This is a genomic window from Bacillus sp. FSL K6-2431 (assembly GCF_038005165.1).
GTDB classification, from domain to species: domain Bacteria; phylum Bacillota; class Bacilli; order Bacillales; family Bacillaceae; genus Bacillus; species Bacillus pumilus.
Window position 1 is genome coordinate 2,111,898 of sequence record NZ_JBBOSQ010000001.1, and the last position, 17,071, is coordinate 2,128,968.

At 42.2% G+C, this 17,071-nt stretch carries 19 protein-coding genes; 15 read left to right on the forward strand and 4 right to left on the reverse strand.

Going from position 1 to position 17,071, the window contains the following annotated elements; translation table 11 throughout:
• Window positions 1-82 precede the first annotated feature (82 nt).
• From noc to MHH40_RS10545, 4 genes are all read left to right on the forward strand, one after another.
• On the forward strand, window positions 83-958 hold the full coding sequence (gene noc / locus MHH40_RS10530; RefSeq protein WP_003214896.1) for a nucleoid occlusion protein: 876 nt from the start codon (window positions 83-85) through the stop codon (window positions 956-958).
• A gap of 118 nt (window positions 959-1,076) precedes the next feature.
• Window positions 1,077-1,901, forward strand: a complete 825-nt coding sequence (locus tag MHH40_RS10535; protein ID WP_050944674.1) for an orthopoxovirus pf05708 family protein — start codon at window positions 1,077-1,079, stop codon at window positions 1,899-1,901.
• 236 nt (window positions 1,902-2,137) lie between these two features.
• Entirely contained in the window at window positions 2,138-2,899 is a 762-nt protein-coding gene (gene soj, locus MHH40_RS10540; protein ID WP_034620351.1) for a sporulation initiation inhibitor protein Soj, read from the forward strand.
• Window positions 2,892-3,746: a ParB/RepB/Spo0J family partition protein gene (locus MHH40_RS10545; RefSeq protein WP_050944673.1), complete on the forward strand. Its 855-nt coding sequence runs from the start codon at window positions 2,892-2,894 to the stop codon at window positions 3,744-3,746. The genes soj and MHH40_RS10545 overlap by 8 nt, the downstream gene beginning before the upstream one ends.
• 25 nt (window positions 3,747-3,771) lie before the next feature.
• On the opposite strand, the gene yyaC is transcribed toward MHH40_RS10545, so the two are convergent.
• Window positions 3,772-4,398, reverse strand: a complete 627-nt coding sequence (gene yyaC, locus MHH40_RS10550) for a spore protease YyaC (RefSeq protein ID WP_003215235.1) — start codon at window positions 4,396-4,398, stop codon at window positions 3,772-3,774.
• Window positions 4,399-4,470: 72 nt separating this feature from the next.
• Here yyaC and MHH40_RS10555 point away from each other — a divergent pair, with 72 nt between their 5' ends.
• The gene (locus MHH40_RS10555) at window positions 4,471-5,526 is read left to right on the forward strand and encodes a YkvI family membrane protein (RefSeq protein WP_003214632.1); all 1,056 of its coding nucleotides are present in this window, start codon (window positions 4,471-4,473) and stop codon (window positions 5,524-5,526) included.
• A 25-nt stretch (window positions 5,527-5,551) separates the two neighbouring features.
• Here MHH40_RS10555 and MHH40_RS10560 read toward each other — a convergent pair whose 3' ends face one another.
• Window positions 5,552-5,962, reverse strand: a complete 411-nt coding sequence (locus MHH40_RS10560) for a hypothetical protein (RefSeq protein WP_003215287.1) — start codon at window positions 5,960-5,962, stop codon at window positions 5,552-5,554.
• Between the two features lie 15 nt (window positions 5,963-5,977).
• Window positions 5,978-7,297 carry a hydrolase gene (locus tag MHH40_RS10565; protein ID WP_050944672.1) on the reverse strand — a complete coding sequence of 440 codons (1,320 nt, stop codon included), beginning with the start codon at window positions 7,295-7,297 and terminating at the stop codon, window positions 5,978-5,980.
• 294 nt (window positions 7,298-7,591) lie between these two features.
• On the opposite strand from MHH40_RS10565, the gene MHH40_RS10570 reads away from it, so the two are divergent.
• The 10 genes from MHH40_RS10570 to wrbA all read left to right on the forward strand — a co-directional run bounded on the left by MHH40_RS10570 (window position 7,592) and on the right by wrbA (window position 15,516).
• Window positions 7,592-7,798, forward strand: a complete 207-nt coding sequence (locus MHH40_RS10570) for a DUF951 domain-containing protein (protein WP_012011910.1) — start codon at window positions 7,592-7,594, stop codon at window positions 7,796-7,798.
• Between the two features lie 216 nt (window positions 7,799-8,014).
• Window positions 8,015-9,115 (forward strand): redox-regulated ATPase YchF, encoded by a 1,101-nt coding sequence (ychF, locus tag MHH40_RS10575; RefSeq protein WP_003214682.1) that lies wholly within the window; start codon window positions 8,015-8,017, stop codon window positions 9,113-9,115.
• Window positions 9,116-9,223: 108 nt separating this feature from the next.
• Window positions 9,224-9,511: a 30S ribosomal protein S6 gene (rpsF, locus tag MHH40_RS10580; RefSeq protein ID WP_003215073.1), complete on the forward strand. Its 288-nt coding sequence runs from the start codon at window positions 9,224-9,226 to the stop codon at window positions 9,509-9,511.
• A 36-nt stretch (window positions 9,512-9,547) separates the two neighbouring features.
• Window positions 9,548-10,093, forward strand: a complete 546-nt coding sequence (gene ssbA / locus MHH40_RS10585) for a single-stranded DNA-binding protein SsbA (RefSeq protein WP_003215157.1) — start codon at window positions 9,548-9,550, stop codon at window positions 10,091-10,093.
• 40 nt (window positions 10,094-10,133) lie between these two features.
• Window positions 10,134-10,373: a 30S ribosomal protein S18 gene (rpsR, locus tag MHH40_RS10590; protein WP_008347556.1), complete on the forward strand. Its 240-nt coding sequence runs from the start codon at window positions 10,134-10,136 to the stop codon at window positions 10,371-10,373.
• Window positions 10,374-10,584: 211 nt separating this feature from the next.
• A complete protein-coding gene (locus tag MHH40_RS10595; RefSeq protein ID WP_050944671.1) occupies window positions 10,585-11,550 on the forward strand; it encodes an ABC transporter ATP-binding protein in 966 nt (321 codons plus the stop codon).
• The gene (opuFB, locus tag MHH40_RS10600) at window positions 11,543-13,060 is read left to right on the forward strand and encodes an osmoprotectant update ABC transporter permease/substrate-binding subunit OpuFB (RefSeq protein ID WP_050944670.1); all 1,518 of its coding nucleotides are present in this window, start codon (window positions 11,543-11,545) and stop codon (window positions 13,058-13,060) included. The genes MHH40_RS10595 and opuFB overlap by 8 nt, the downstream gene beginning before the upstream one ends.
• 192 nt (window positions 13,061-13,252) lie before the next feature.
• The gene (locus tag MHH40_RS10605) at window positions 13,253-14,224 is read left to right on the forward strand and encodes a ring-cleaving dioxygenase (protein ID WP_050944669.1); all 972 of its coding nucleotides are present in this window, start codon (window positions 13,253-13,255) and stop codon (window positions 14,222-14,224) included.
• Window positions 14,221-14,829 (forward strand): alpha/beta hydrolase, encoded by a 609-nt coding sequence (locus MHH40_RS10610; RefSeq protein WP_034620304.1) that lies wholly within the window; start codon window positions 14,221-14,223, stop codon window positions 14,827-14,829. Before MHH40_RS10605 ends, MHH40_RS10610 begins: the two co-directional genes overlap by 4 nt.
• 18 nt (window positions 14,830-14,847) lie before the next feature.
• Entirely contained in the window at window positions 14,848-15,516 is a 669-nt protein-coding gene (gene wrbA, locus MHH40_RS10615) for an NAD(P)H:quinone oxidoreductase (protein ID WP_034620302.1), read from the forward strand.
• Between the two features lie 48 nt (window positions 15,517-15,564).
• Here the strand turns inward: wrbA and katX are convergent, their stop codons facing one another.
• On the reverse strand, window positions 15,565-17,064 hold the full coding sequence (katX, locus tag MHH40_RS10620; RefSeq protein ID WP_233421725.1) for a catalase KatX: 1,500 nt from the start codon (window positions 17,062-17,064) through the stop codon (window positions 15,565-15,567).
• Window positions 17,065-17,071: the final 7 nt, after the last annotated feature.

Sequence of the window (17,071 nt, forward strand, 5' to 3'; positions counted from 1 at the left end):
TCAATATTTAAGATTTTACAGAAGGAAAAAACATGAGAAAATAGAATTATAAAAAGGTAGTTTTTAAAGGTGGTGTAGGTTCATGAAGCATTCACTCTCACGCTTCTTCGGGCTTGGTGACAAAGAACATCCTGAGCGTGAAACCGAAATAGAGGCAGAGATTGCTGAGCATGATACATTAAAGGAAGAGATACAGGAGCTCCCGGTCGACACAATTATGCCAAACCGTTTTCAGCCACGCACCATTTTTTCAGAAGAAAAGATACATGAGCTGGCCACGACGATTCATACCCATGGCATTATCCAACCTATTGTTGTCAGACCGACAGAAGAAGAAGGAAAATATGAACTGATCGCCGGCGAAAGACGTTGGAGAGCGGTACAGACTCTTCACTGGGAGAAAATCCCCGCTATTATAAAAGATTTTACTGATACGGAAACGGCATCTGTGGCATTGATTGAAAATTTGCAAAGAGAAGAGCTGTCTGCTATTGAAGAGGCTCATGCCTATGCACGTCTTTTAGAGCTTCATGATTTAACACAGGAAGCGCTTGCTCAGCGTTTAGGTAAGGGACAATCAACTGTTGCAAACAAATTAAGACTTTTAAAGTTGCCTGAAGAGGTACAACAGGCCATCCTAGAGAAAAAAATCTCTGAAAGGCATGCACGTTCACTTGTACCCCTAAAGCTTCCAGAATTACAAATCGCGCTATTGCAGGAAATCATCGAAAAGCAGCTGAATGTAAAACAGACTGAAGAGCGTGTAGTGAAAATGCTTGAACAAAAAACAGATCGCAAACCGAAGCCAAAACGTAAGGCGTTTAGTCGTGATACACGAATTGCGATGAATACCATTCGCCAGTCTCTCCATATGGTAGAAGACAGCGGGCTTAAAATAAATACCGAGGAAGAAGAATTTGAGGAATATATCCAATTAACAATTCGGATTCCTAAATAGAAAAAAGCTGATGAGAGCCACTCGTCAGCTTTTTTTATTGGTTCTACTTTATATTTACTTATTATTCACAAATTGGTAAAATATGATTTTCATAGAGGAAAGGAGGTGACATGACTCGATGAAAATGAAAAAGACGAATTTTGTTATTATTTGTTATTTACTATTTTCTTTTTCGCTTTTTACAAATGAAACAACCACATTTGCTGTGAATTCGTCAACGGTTCCTGCAGAAGAAAGTCCGCTGACCAAAAAAGAACTGAACGTCCTGAAGAAACAAGGTGTTGTTTCGAAGGAGATCACTTTAGATCAATTAAATCATGAGCATGAGTCTCAGGACGACACAATAGACCTGATTTCAGCTGGCGATCATTTGAAGGATTATGGCTTACAACAAAACAAGCAGGATGAGTTTGTGACGGATGAAAAGCCGCACACCATCAAGCGCCTTTTAGGAAAGCCGTATCCTGGTACCGATATTTTGCCTAAAAAAGGGGATATATTGGTGACAAACACTGATGCTTTGAAGGGCATCGTTGGACATGCAGGTATCGTCATTAATGAGAAGAGCTTTGCTTCTATTCCAGGGTTTCGACAGCATCCTCAGCTTGATTCCATTCTTAACTGGTTTCGCTATAATGCCAATACAAAGGTCATTCGTATTAATCAAGAGAAAACAGCAGACCTAGCTGGGGAATGGGCGCGCGATTATGTGAAAGCTCATCCAAAGGCTCGATACTCCATCACCATGTCTATTCAATCACTGGACCCGACTTATTGTTCAAAGATTGTGTGGCAGGCCTATGCCAAAACAGGCGATGCTGTAGGACATGCGACATTTACCATTAAGACCCCCTATGGATTCTTAAAAAAGAGAAACTATAAAACGGTGACCCCTAAGATTATTGTGAACGAAGGCCGTACAATTGGTGGATTACATTTTTGACAAGTGCCCCTCACTTATGATGGAAGTGAGGGTTTTTTATGCATATCTTTTTCTTCAAAAAGATATATCGATATATTTTTTACTACGTTTAAGTTCGTCTTTTCATGTACGAAAATAGACATTTGCTGACGAATATATAATGGAGAAACAAAAAAAGCAAACGTTTCATACTTTTTTTGATAGAATAGGAAGTATGAATGAATGAGAAACTTGTTAAGTTGAAAGTGGGTGACATCGTGGGAAAAATCATAGCGATTACCAACCAGAAGGGCGGCGTCGGGAAGACGACAACTTCTGTTAATTTGAGTGCGTGTTTAGCATACATAGGTAAACGAGTGTTGTTAGTTGATATTGATCCGCAGGGCAATGCCACGAGTGGTATTGGGATTGAGAAGGCCGACGTAGAGAAGTGCGTGTACGATATTTTAGTTGATGATGCAGATGTTCTTGATGTGATTAAGACGACAGAGGTCGAAAATCTTGATGTCATTCCTGCGACGATACAGCTTGCAGGGGCTGAAATAGAGCTTGTGCCTACGATTTCACGTGAAGTGAGATTGAAGAGAGCACTTGAATCTGTTAAGCAAAATTATGATTATATGATTATTGACTGCCCGCCATCACTCGGATTACTGACGATTAATGCGTTAACAGCATCCGATTCCGTTTTAATCCCGGTACAGTGCGAATATTATGCGCTTGAAGGATTGAGCCAGTTGTTAAACACCGTTCGTCTCGTGCAGAAACATTTAAATACGGATCTCGCCATTGAAGGTGTCCTGCTGACAATGCTTGATGCACGAACAAATCTTGGGATTCAAGTCATCGAAGAAGTGAAGAAATACTTCAGAGATAAAGTCTATCAGACCGTGATTCCGCGAAATGTAAGACTGAGTGAAGCGCCTAGTCATGGGAAACCGATTATCTTGTATGATCCACGTTCAAGAGGTGCAGATGTCTATTTAGACTTAGCAAAGGAAGTGGATGCGAATGGCTAAAGGTCTTGGAAAGGGTATTAATGCACTATTTAACACTGTAGACTCAAATGAAGAAACGGTTGAAGAAATCAAAATAAAGGATTTGCGTCCAAACCCGTATCAGCCAAGGAAAACGTTTGATGAAGATGCATTGTCTGATCTCAAAGAATCCATTCAGCAGCACGGTGTTTTACAGCCAATCATTGTCCGTAAATCGATTAAAGGATATGACATTGTAGCAGGTGAACGTCGTTTCCGTGCAGCACAACAAGCTGGTCTGACAACGATTCCTGCGATCGTCAGAGAATTTTCAGAAACGCTGATGAGAGAGATTGCCCTTTTAGAAAATCTGCAACGCGAGGATTTAACTCCATTAGAAGAAGCGGAAGCCTATGCTTCCTTACTAGATCACTTAAGTGTGACGCAAGAGGAATTAGCGAAGCGATTAGGGAAGAGCAGACCGCATATTGCGAACCATCTCCGTCTTTTGACTTTACCGGATGAAGTACAAAAGCTGATTGCAGATGGAAAGTTATCGATGGGTCATGGAAGAACATTGCTTAGCTTGAAAAACAAAAATAAGCTGGCGCCATTGGTAAAGAAAATTGTGGACGAGGGGTTAAACGTCCGTCAGGTTGAGAAACTTGTTCAGCAATTAAACGAAAATGTTCCACGTGAAACAAAGAAAAAAGAAGCACCAAAGGATCGAGTGTTGAAAGAAAGAGAGTCTTTCTTACAAAACTACTTTGGCACTTCAGTGTCGATCAAGAAACAGAAGAAAAAAGGAAAAATAGAGATTGAATTTCTCTCCAACGAAGATTTAGAAAGAATTCTCGAATTGCTTTCTACGAGAGAATCATCAGAGTGACCATCTTGATACGAGATGGTCTTTTTTATATTCTCCCAGTGATATTTTGAATAGGAGCGAAGAGAGACCGGCTTTTTTCTCTTGTCCAATCCATTTGATCAATATGAGATAGACTTTCAGAAAGTGTATTGGCCATAGACATGACAAGATGAAGGCGTGTGTTTTGGAGAACGAAGTATTCCATAAAGCCGCTCACATTGACGATCCCATTAATATGAATATCTCCTACCTCTGGCAGTTCCTTTTGTACACCTGCTCCAGGCTTTAACGGTCCATCTCCAATTTGGAAGGAGCCTACACTTTTCACTCTTCCTAAACAGGCATCAATCGCTACAATAAACGGATGTTTATGAGCTTGTTCAATTTCGGCGAGCTTTTCTTTTAAATTGACCGCATGAACTGGGTCAGAGAGCGTGCCATATACATGAAGCTTTTTCAAATCAAGACCTGAAAGCTTTGTACCAACAAGTGGACCTAGAGAGTCGCCAGTTGAGCGGTCTGTTCCAATACAAACGATGGCAACGGGTCTTTTTCCTGCTTTCTGAAGATGCGAGAATAAAATACTTTTAAGCTGTTGAATGGCGTTTGTATCCGTATGGGACACGTATTCTTTCACCCTATTTCTAAAAAAAAGACCGTTCTTGCTATTCATAGGTCTCACTTCCTTGTCATAGTAGTTAGTAACAGTATACGGAAACAAGCTTAATTCTATACCTATGAGGTGATGATTGTGTGGAAGGCTGGTTCAAGGTGGACGCTTTTAATTTTAGGAAGCTTAATAGGAGCGGGGTATGCTTCCGGCCAAGAAATTTGGCAGTTTTTTGGCATTGATAGTGGACTAGCCATTCTACTGTTTACATTGATGTTTATGCTGTCTACCTATGTGGTGTTGAAAATCAGTTATGAGGTACGTGCCGATCACTTTGTGCCAGTGCTAGAGCGGCTTGTCGGTCCATGGCTGGCTAAAGTGTATGATGTTTTAATTGTCCTTTATTTATTCACGACAACGACAGTCATGATTGCCGGTGGCGGGGTGACACTCGAGATGTATCATGTGCCATTTTGGATTGGCATCGGTGCATTTTGTCTGTTTTCATTTATGATTTTTTTCTGGGATGTGAAAGGGCTTTTATCTGTGAATGCTTTCATTATACCAATTTTGGTGGCGGGGCTCATCTATGCATTTGTTTTTTATTATATGAACCATGATCATATGTGGCGGATTGATTTTGGGCAGCAGTACAATTGGCCTGCCAGCATTGTCTTTGCTTCTTTGAATATATTATCTGTAGTCGCAGTGCTGTCTTCGGTTGGAAAAGAAATGAAGGGGCTTGGCGAGGCAAAAGTGGCGAGTATATTAAGCGGCCTGATTTTTGGGGTCATCTCGTACGTGTATAACGAAATACTGGTTGATATTTCTGGGAGCCTATCAGCAGAAGGCATTCCTTTGTTTACAGTATTAGAAGGAGCGCCGACATCATTGTTTGTGTTTATGACGGTTGTCCTTTGTCTAGCTATTTATACGACGACAGCGGCAGGTTTATTTGGTTTATCCAGCCGAATGCTCTCTTTTGTACCATTGCCTCGCTGGCTGGTTGTGCTCGTGATGCTTCTGTTGATGGCGCCTTTAACATCTCTTGGGTTTGCCGATTTAATTGCTTTCTTGTATCCGATATACAGCTTGCTGAATCTTTATTTGCTTGTCTGTTTAATGCTATATCCGATTTTAAGTAAAAAGATATTTTCTCGCCCTAAAAATTATATTGATAAAATAAAATAAGCACCTCTCTTTGTCAGAGCTGTGCTTATTTTATCCGAATAGAGTCAATGGCGTCTTTGATATCATCATAGACTGGCATTTGCTTGAGACGCTGAAGGCGTTCCTCTAATTCTGAAATGGCTTGTCCCTTTAAATGCTGGGAGATGTGTTGCTTGACAATGGTCGTCTGGTTGATCATGTCTTCGGTTTTAGACAATTGATACTCCAAGTGCACGCGAGTGTTTGCTAATTCGTCATGCAGTCGCATTTTGAGCAGCCGTTTTAGATCTTTTCGCTGTCCTTCTCTTCGTAGGGCCTGAATTGCGGCTATTTCTTCTGGGGACTGCGTTTGCGTTTGTGGTGCCGATTGATTTTCAAATACAGACATGGATCGGCGGGTACTCACATTTTGCAAGAAACGCTGGGCGTCACTAGGAGGTTTATTTTGATTGATCATGCGGCGACTCCTTTCTTAATGAATACCCATTTGCATCGCAAGGCGCCTATCTGCCTTGGCGTAATCATCACCCATTGTGTACATATGTCTTGAAAGGGAAGAAAGTTCTTGTTCGTAATCTCTCAAGGTGTACAGGGCATTCAGTTGTTTTTCGTGTGAATAAAAGGAGGAATGATGTTGTTCCATCCTCACTTCTTCTACCAATGCTTCCACATCACTTGAACTTAATAAATCATAGTGGCCAAAGCCGACGAGTCCTTTGAGCTCTTGTTTTACATGCTGGACGGCGTCTTTTACACTTTCATCGATCCCATCGATTTTATCAAATATAGTGTGTACTTCATGTTCAATCACACTTTGGAGATCGTAGGATGAATTTTTCAGTAAATGGGATTTTATGATAATTTCTAGACCGCTTTGTGCATATGCACGTCCAGAATGGATTTCTTGCAACAGCAAGGCTGTAAAACTTGTATTATGATCAAGCTGTTCATCTAAAATCCGGGCAGATCCATCTTTGTGGAATGAATACCCATTTCCTTTTAAACTCCCAGAAATAAGAGCTAAAAAGGCATTTGTATCAAAGGATTCGTTCCATTCTATATTCATAGACGCAAAAGCTGATTTTAAAAAGGTGTCAATTTCTCTTTGTTTATATTTAACGGATTCTTGGGCGTCGCCTTGCTGCCTTGGCGGTACGGTGTACTTCACTTGACCAACTCCATGATCATGGCGATTGAGTAAACCTACATAATGACTAGGTTGAATATATTCAGTCAAGATCCGTTTATATTGACCTTGCTGCGCTTTCTGCTGAATCGAAGGCGCCAAACTGCTCCATATATTTGGGCTATCAAAGGTGACGGCTTTTTTGACAGCGGGCTGTTCTGTCGCAACATAAGCACAAACAGCACCGGCAAGGGCTTGTCCAGTGAGATAGATACCTGCATTGGGATGCTTCTGGCTGACTTGCTCTATGTATTCCTTCCCTTTAAAAAAGACATGATCTTGATTGCTATCAAGGGACTTCCTTTCAATGGGATAGGCATAATCCGTTTTGAGCAATGACTGTGCCGCGGTGTGTACATCTTGTGGCGAGGTCACCGGCATTTGCTTTGGCATCGGACAGTGAAAAGCGACGATGAACTCGTCTGATTGTTCAGGCTGCATCGTTAAACCATATAATTGATGATCGACCTTGAGAAAATCATGGACAGTGAGCGTTTGCTGACCTATTTCTATCGTATGGTGCTGCTGGTAATTGTCTATGTTTCCAGCATGATCGGATATGATTTTATATTCTTTATCAGTTAATCTATCCTTTCGATTGACCATCGTACCTGCTCCCTCACATAACATTTATGCAGATATCATAAATCAAAAAATATGGAAAAACCACAGCGTTCTACCAATAAAAACCTTTTGACCTACGGTGTTTGTGACAATATTGAAAAAAAGCGGAGTTTAAGTAACTATTGGTCACAAATAAAATGATCTAAAAGAAGGGTTTTTTCTATAAAAAAGAATAGGATGAACGATTGAAAGAGGGCCTTTGTTTTGTGCATTGCTCTTCATCGCCGTTTTTTTGTACAATAGATTCAATGAAGTGAGCAAGAGAGGTGAAAGCTGATGGCAGATAAAGCGTTTGGGTTGCATGACGTCGTTGAAATGAAGAAACCCCATCCATGTGGTGTCAATCGGTGGAAAGTGATTCGGTTGGGCATGGATATTCGCATTAAATGTGAAGGCTGCGGGCATAGCGTCATGATCCCAAGAAGAGACTTTGAACGAAAAATGAAGAAAATTCTCGTCAAGCATGAGGAGCCAACTGCTTAAGTAGGCCTCATGCTTTTTTGATGAAATTCGTCTTTTGTGTAGAAGAATTAGATGCAAATTCCCGTTTTGAAGGATTGATTTATTCTTTTTGGCAATTTTTCTTCTATTGATAATGCATAACGGTTAGCTTGTCTTTTCATGTAAACCTACTTATAATTGCTCTAGGTTCATATTACGCAGTATAACGAGCACGTTTGATATAGAGGAGATGAAAGAATGGCTTTAACAGCTGGTATTGTTGGCTTACCTAACGTCGGGAAGTCAACGCTATTTAATGCAATTACACAGGCTGGAGCGGAGTCTGCTAACTATCCGTTTTGTACCATTGATCCAAACGTCGGAATTGTAGAAGTTCCAGACGAACGTTTGCAAAAACTAACAGAATTGGTGCAGCCGAAAAAGACAGTTCCGACTGCTTTTGAATTCACTGATATTGCCGGTATTGTCAAAGGAGCTTCAAAAGGTGAAGGTTTAGGGAATAAATTCCTTTCTCACATTCGTCAAGTAGATGCGATCTGTCACGTGGTGAGAGCTTTTGCAGATGATAACATCACACACGTATCAGGTAAGGTTGACCCTGTGTCAGATATCGAAACCATTAATTTAGAGTTGATTTTGGCTGATTTAGAAACAGTTGAAAAACGTTTGGCTCGTGTGAGTAAGCTTGCAAAACAAAAGGATAAGGAAGCGGTAGCTGAATTTGATATTTTGTCGAAGCTAATGAACGCATTTGAAGCTGGGAAATCGGCAAGATCTGTAGAATTTACAGATGAGCAGCAAAAGCTTGTGAAACAGCTTCATTTACTCACATCTAAACCAGTTCTTTATGTAGCAAATGTGAGTGAGGATGAAGTAGCAGATCATGACGGCAACGAATATGTGCAGCAAATCCGTGAGTTTGCTTCTAGTGAAAATGCTGAAGTCATCGTCGTATGTGCGAAGATCGAGTCTGAAATTGCAGAGCTTGAAGGAGAAGAGAAGCAGATGTTCCTTGAAGAGCTTGGCATCAAAGAGTCAGGTCTAGATCAGCTGATTCAAGCATCTTATTCACTTCTTGGTTTAGCTACTTATTTCACAGCAGGAGAGCAGGAAGTACGCGCTTGGACGTTTAAAAAGGGAATGAAGGCACCGGAATGTGCTGGAATCATTCATACGGACTTTGAACGTGGGTTTATTCGTGCTGAAACGGTTGCATATGAAGATTTACTTGCTGGTGGAAGCATGTCTGCTGCAAAAGAGGCTGGAAAAGTCCGTCTAGAAGGTAAAGAATATGTAGTGAAAGATGGAGACGTCATTCATTTCCGTTTTAATGTATAGGTTCTTGTCATAGGCCAAGTAATTTGTTATAATATACAATTGTGAGTAATATAATTTATTGCTCCTTGCCCGTATAGGGCCGCTTAGACCAAAAGGAGGTGCAATCAGATGAGAAAGTACGAAGTTATGTACATCATCCGCCCAACAGTTGACGATGAGGCTAAAAAAGCAGTTATCGAGCGTTTCAATAACGTGTTAACTTCAAACGGTGCGGAGATCACTGGAACAAAGGATTGGGGTAAACGTCGTCTTGCATACGAAATCAACGATTTCCGTGAAGGCTTCTACCAAATCGTAAACGTTCAATCTGACGCTGCAGCAGTTCAAGAATTTGACCGCTTAGCTAAGATCAGTGACGATATCATTCGCCACATTGTTGTTAAAGAAGAAGTATAAATCATTGAAATATATATTTAAAGGTGGTCTTTCAATATGCTAAACCGTGTTGTATTGGTCGGAAGACTAACAAAAGACCCTGAGCTTCGCTACACGCCTAATGGTGCGGCTGTAGCCACGTTTACTCTAGCTGTGAATCGTACGTTTACGAATCAATCTGGAGAGCGTGAAGCCGATTTCATTAACTGTGTTACTTGGAGAAGACAAGCCGAGAACGTGGCTAATTTCTTGAAAAAAGGAAGTCTTGCCGGTGTAGACGGTCGTTTGCAGACAAGAAACTATGAAAATCAGCAAGGACAGCGTGTCTTCGTGACAGAAGTTCAAGCTGAGAGTGTTCAATTTCTTGAGCCTAAGAGCGGCGGTGCTGGTTCAGGTGGATACAGCGGCGGTGGCAATAGCGGAGGCCAGTATTATGGCGGTAGCCAAAACGATCAGAATCCATTCGGAAATGAACCAAGTCAAAATCCATATGGCAATCAAAGCAACCAACAAAATCGTAATCAGGGAAATAGCTTCAATGATGACCCATTTGCGAATGATGGTAAACCGATTGACATCTCCGATGATGATTTGCCATTCTAATTGATCTGAAAAATTGACTAAAGGAAAGGTGTGAAAACAAATGGCAGGTGGACGCAGAGGCGGTCGTGCGAAACGTCGTAAGGTATGTTTCTTTACTTCTAACGGTATCACGCACATCGATTACAAAGATGTTGATCTTCTTAGAAAGTTTGTTTCTGAGCGTGGTAAAATTTTACCTCGTCGTGTAACAGGAACTAGCGCTAAGTATCAACGTAAATTGACATTAGCGATTAAAAAATCACGTCAAATGGCATTACTTCCATACGTTACTGGTGAGTAAGTCGTTGACTTAAAAGCGGAGAGCCTCGAGCTCTTCGCTTTTTTTATTGTCTCACGAAGAATCTCATCCGAATTGGCTAGAGCTGTTTTTGGCGGGCACCTTAGGGGAAGTATGTAAAAGAGAGTAAAAGTGACAGTTTGTTCTATACAAATACGGGGTCGATCTGTCATATTGGTAGTCTAGAAAATAATTGCAGTCAGGGCGTGGGATGATGATTGAATTTAAGAAGGTATCGATGCAATTTTCTGATGAGCGCTATGCCGTTCAATCGGTTGATTTAGAGATTCAGAAAGGTGAGTTTTTTGTTTTCATTGGACCTAGTGGAAGCGGGAAAACGACAACATTGAAAATGATCAATCGTCTCATTTCTTCAACAGAAGGTGAGATTTACATAAAGGGTCAAAAAATAAACGATTATGATATGTATGAACTGCGCTGGGATATTGGGTATGTTCTGCAGCAAATTGCTCTTTTTCCTCATATGACCATTGAAGAAAATATCGCTGTGGTGCCAGAGCTCAAACAATGGAGCCGGTATGAGATCAATAAGCGAGTGGATGAATTGATGCAGATGGTTGGGCTTGATCCAGCTATGTATCGACATCGGAAGCCGTCAGAGCTATCTGGTGGACAGCAGCAGCGTGTCGGTGTGGCACGTGCACTTGCAGCTGATCCTGAGATTGTCCTAATGGATGAACCCTTTAGTGCGTTAGATCCATTAACAAGGGAGAAATTGCAGGATGATCTGCTTGATTTGCAGCGCCGTATTCAAAAGACCATTGTTTTCGTGACGCATGATATGCAGGAGGCGATGAGGCTTGGTGATCGAATTTGTATCATGAAGGAAGGGAAAGTGGTGCAGATTGGTCGTCCAGAGGAATTGGTTCAACACCCAGTCAATGCTTTTGTTCGGGAGTTTGTCTCAGGTGCTGCTCGCCATGTAGGACAACAAGCGTTTGAGCTAGAGGCCATGGCTAGACCAATGCCTCATGAGTCTCTTTTAGGCTATGAAGCGATCACAGCACATGCCACGCTGGATGAGGTCTTATCCCAATTGGCAAAGCATGAGGAATTGGCTGTGGAAAAGGATGGGGAGCGAATTGGACTAGTGAATCGTCAAGCGATGATTCAGTTTTTAGCCGATTCTCCTAGAGAGAGGGGCGAGTCACATGAATGATTGGATCAGTGTGTTATTGGATCGAAAAGAACAATTGGGACACGCCTTGCTTGAGCATATTCAAATTTCGTTTATTGCTTTATTTTTAGCCATTTTGATTGCCATTCCCTTAGGTATCTATTTAACGAGGGTGCCAAAGCTTGCAGAATGGGTGATTGGGGTGACGGCGGTCTTGCAAACAATCCCGTCGCTTGCGCTGCTTGGCTTGCTGATTCCTCTCGTTGGGATTGGGCAAGTGCCTGCGATTATTGCGCTTGTCGTTTATGCCCTACTCCCTATTTTAAGAAATACATATACAGGTATTCAGGAGGTCGATCCTTCCCTGAGGGAAGCGGCGCTTGCCATGGGAATGAATCATCGTAAACGGTTATTAAAGGTGGAACTACCTCTGGCCATGCCAGTTATCATGGCAGGTATCCGAACCGGGATGGTTCTCATTGTGGGAACTGCCACTCTTGCCGCACTGATCGGAGCTGGGGGATTAGGAAGTCTGATTTTGCTGGGAATTGACCGAAATGATATGTCACTCATTGTCATTGGCGCTATACCAGCAGCCTTACTCGCACTCTTATTTGATGTGGTGCTGCGTACGTTTGAGAAAATTTCTTTTAAAAAGACTGTGATTTCTGTGACGGTTTTTGCTGTGATTGCAGGAGCTATTGTCGCGGGCCCATTACTATTTCAACAAGAAAAGAAGGAAATCACCATCGGTGGAAAGCTAGGATCAGAGCCTGAAATTCTGATCTCGATGTATAAGCTTTTAATTGAACAGGATACGGATATTCAAGTCAATCTTAAGCCTGGTCTTGGCAAGACGTCTTTTGTTTTTCAAGCTTTACGTTCTGGTGATATTGACATTTATCCTGAGTTTACGGGTACTGCAATTTCTGAGTTCCTTAAACAAACAGCGAAAAGCACAGATAAAGAAAAAGTGTATGAGCAAGCGCGGCGCGGTTTGGAATCATCCTTTCAGCTCCGCCTTCTTGAGCCGATGGCTTACAACAATACGTATGCTTTAGCCGTGCCTCAGTCGCTAGCTGATCAATATGATGTATCCAATATTTCTGATCTAGCTAAAATCAAGAATCGCATAAAGGCTGGATTCACCTTAGAATTTTCTGATCGACAGGACGGGTATCGAGGTATTCAAAAAACCTATCAATTTTCCTTTGATGATGTAGTGACGATGGAACCGAAGCTTCGGTATCGAGCGATTCAAAAAGGAGATATCAATTTAGTCGATGCGTATTCGACAGACAGTGAATTGAGGCAATACAAATTAAAGGTGCTTGATGATGATCAGCATGTTTTCCCGCCATATCAAGGAGCACCGCTGTTAAGGCAGGAGACATTAACGGAGTACCCTGAGATTGAGGCTTCTCTCAATAAGCTCAGTGGTCAAATCACAGACGATGAGATGAGAGAAATGAATTATGAAGTGAATGTGAAAGGTAAGGATGCATTTCAGGTAGCGAAAGCCTATTTAAAAAAGAAAAAATTACTGCGATAATCATGGAAGAGCAGGTCTGTTATGCAAAAGCAGACCTGCTTTTTTAAAAGGAAAAACAAAAATCGTTGACTTTTATTTAAAAACATCATATCCTTAATTCGAGATAAATATATTTTTTTGGTTTAATATCTCGAATTCGAGATAATATAAAAACGTCAGTAAAGACATAATGAAATAGAGGCTTGTTACTTCATGATTAGGAGGTCATTAGAAGTGAAGAAAACAGAAGGAATTCACCATATCACTGCAATTGTAGGGCATCCTCAGGAGAACGTTGATTTTTATGCAGGTGTTTTAGGACTTCGTCTCGTGAAGAAGACCGTGAATTTTGATGATCCAGGTACTTACCATTTATATTTTGGAAATGAAGGAGGATCTCCGGGAACGATTATCACGTTTTTCCCTTGGCCAGGTGCTCAAAAGGGACAAATTGGCGCAGGTCAAGTGGGCGTGACGACATATGTCGTACCGCCAGGCGCTTTCTCTTTCTGGAAGGAACGTCTTGAGCAGTTTGATATTTCTTATGAAATGGTTGAACGCTTTGGTGAAGCCTTTCTCTCACTTGAAGATCCACACGGCTTGTTGATTGAGCTTGTAGAGCGTGCGGAAGGGAAACAAAATGATTGGACATTTAACGGAGTTACACCAGATGTCGCGATCAAAGGATTTGGCGGAGCTGTTTTGTTAACATCACAGCCTGTGCAAACGATGCAGCTGCTCGAACAAACAATGGGTTTTGAACGAGTCGGAGCAGAAGAGGACTATGTGAGATTTCGTTCGTTTGGTGAGATAGGCAATGTCATTGATGTGAACAAGACACCTGTTGCACGCGGACGTATGGGTGTTGGGGTTGTGCATCATATTGCATGGAGAGCGACAGATGATCAGGATCAATTAGATTGGCAAAGACATATTGCGCAAAGCGGGTATCAAGTGACACCTGTGCAAGATCGAAATTACTTCAATGCCATTTATTTTAGAGAGCTTGGCGGTATATTATTTGAAATTGCGACTGATCCTCCAGGGTTTGCACACGATGAATCAGTGGAAACTATGGGTGAAGCATTGAAACTGCCACCGCAATATGAAGCGCAGCGCAGTCAGATTGAACAAATTGTGCTGCCTATTGAGGTAAGAGAAATCAAAGGGAAAGGAGATTTATGATGAAACATCTTTTTCGAAAAGGAAAGAATGAACAAAGACCTGTTTTGTTATTACTGCATGGTACTGGCGGGACGGAAGAAGATTTATTGCCGCTTGCCGATTTAGTAGATGCTGACGCATCCGTTCTTAGTGTGAGAGGGAATGTGTTGGAAAACGGTATGCCGCGCTTTTTCAGACGTTTAGCAGAGGGTGTTTTCGATGAGCAGGATTTAATTGAGCGGACAGAGGAACTGTATACATTTATCGGAGAAGCAGCAGATGAATATGGGTTCGATCGTCACAATGTCGTCGCTCTCGGATATTCCAATGGGGCGAACATTGCAGGAAGTCTTTTATTCCATTACGAGGATGCGTTAAAAGGAGCGATCCTGCATCATCCAATGGTTCCAAGACGCGGAGTTTCATTGCCTTCATTGGCGGGGAAACAAGTCTTTATCGCAGCTGGTGAAAATGACCCAATGTGCCGTCCAGAGGAATCACAGGAGCTTGAGCAATTGCTGCAAGGCGCAGGCGCTTCGGTCACACTACATTGGGAAAATCGCGGACATCAGCTAACGAGAGAAGAAGTCGATGCTGCGGCATTATGGTATCGTCGTCAATTTTAATGAAGGTAGGGAATATAGATGGGATTTTTACAGAAGCTTTTTGGGCAAACCAAACAAAAGGAGATGGAACAAATGGAAAACGTAAAATTAGCAATTATTTATTATAGTTCAACAGGTACAAACTATCAGATGGCAAAATGGGCAGAGGCTGGAGCGAAAGAAGCTGGCGCTGAAGTGAAAGTATTAAAGGTTGCTGAATTGGCACCAGAAGCAGTTGTAGCATCAAATCCAGCATGGAAAGCACATTTAGACGAAACAAAGGATGTCCCAGAGGTTCAATTAAGTGATTTAGAGTGGGCAGATGCCATCATCTTTAGCATGCCAACACGTTTTGGTAACCTACCGGCTCAAATGAAGCAATTCTTAGACACAACTGGCGGCTTATGGTTCCAAGGGAAATTGGCAAACAAAGCAGTGAGTGCGATGACCTCTGCACAAAACCCAAATGGTGGGCAGGAGCAGACCATTCTCAGTCTTTACACAACGATGTTCCACTGGGGAGCGATTATTGCCGCTCCTGGATACACAGATGACTCATTATACGGTGCAGGGGGCAACCCTTACGGCGTGAGTGTCACTGTTGATCAAAATGGAAAGATCCAAGAGGACGCAGAAGCTGCTGCAAAACATCAAGCAAAACGTACAGTCAATGTAGCAGAATGGATCAAAAAAGGTCAAAACGCTTAATCAATGAATACAAAAAGAATGCAGCCTAGGCGCTGCATTCTTTTTTATTTAATAAGGATCTGATGGTGTGCTGTTGTTGATCGCTTCGTCTACAGCTTGTGCGGCGCCTGTAGATCCTATAGGTCCGCTTGGCTGTTCTTGTTTGAAGGCTTTTAAGCCGTCAGCGACACGCTTTCCGTAATCAGGGTCAGCCTTTGTAAAGTTTTCGATCATTTGCTCTTGAATGTCTGTTTGACAGGTCGCAAGGGTGTTGACTAAGTTCTTAATCAATTCCTCACGTTCCCAATCATTGAAGCGGCGATACGTTTCTCCGGCTTGTCCGAAGTTGTTCGGGCGGTCAATGGCTTCCCGTTTGACGTCACCCTCTACAAAAGGCGTATGATCCTCTCCAGCCTGCTTTGCTTCTTTTAATCCGCCGAGGATCGATGGTTCATAATTCACATGAGGATTTTGTCCTTTGCCTTGATCGACCTGGTATTCCATTTGCCCATCTCTTTGATTCGTGGCGACATGCTTTTTCGGTGCATTGATCGGCAGCTGTAAATAGTTCGGTCCCACACGATATCGCTGCGTATCAGAGTAAGAGAAGGTGCGCCCTTGAAGCAACTTATCATCTGAGAAATCCAAACCGTCTACGAGAACGCCAGTCCCAAAGGCAACCTGCTCAACTTCTGCGAAATAATTTTCTGGATTTTTATTTAATACCATCCGTCCGATCGGTTTCCATGGATAGTCATCCTTGTACCAAAGCTTTGTTGGATCAAGCGGATCAAAATCGAGGTGAGGGTGGGCATCATCTTCCATGATCTGCGCATAGACCTCCCATTCAGGATGATCTCCTTGCTCAATGGCTTCATATAAATCCTGTGTGGCATGATTAAAGTTTTCACCTTGTATCGCTTGAGCCTGTTCTTGCGTCAGGTTGCGAATCCCTTGCTTCGGTTCAAAGTGATATTTGACCAGCACTGCTTTTCCTTCATGGTTCACCCATTTGTACGCATGGACACCTGAGCCTTGCATGTGGCGATAGGTTGCTGGGATGCCCCAAGGTGAGAAGAGAAATGTCACCATATGCGTCGCTTCAGGAGATTGCGAAACGAAATCAAAAATACGCTCGCCGTCCTGCCGATTGGTGACAGGATCAGGCTTAAAGGCATGAACCAAATCTGGAAACTTCAAAGCATCTCGGATAAAGAAAATTTTCAGGTTGTTTCCAACGAGGTCCCAGTTGCCTTCTTCTGTATAAAATTTAATCGCAAACCCTCTCGGATCGCGCAACGTTTCTGGCGAATGACCGCCGTGAATGACAGAAGAAAAACGGACGAAAACAGGTGTCTTTTTCCCTTTTTCCTGAAATAACTTTGCTCTTGTATAAGTAGAAATAGGTTCATCACCGAATGTGCCATAGGCTTCAAAATAACCGTGAGCTCCGGCCCCGCGCGCATGGACGACACGTTCAGGAATACGTTCGCGATCAAAATGACTGATTTTCTCTAGGAAATCGTAGTTTTCAAGCGTAGTGGGTCCTCTATTCCCAACGGTTCTCATATTTTGA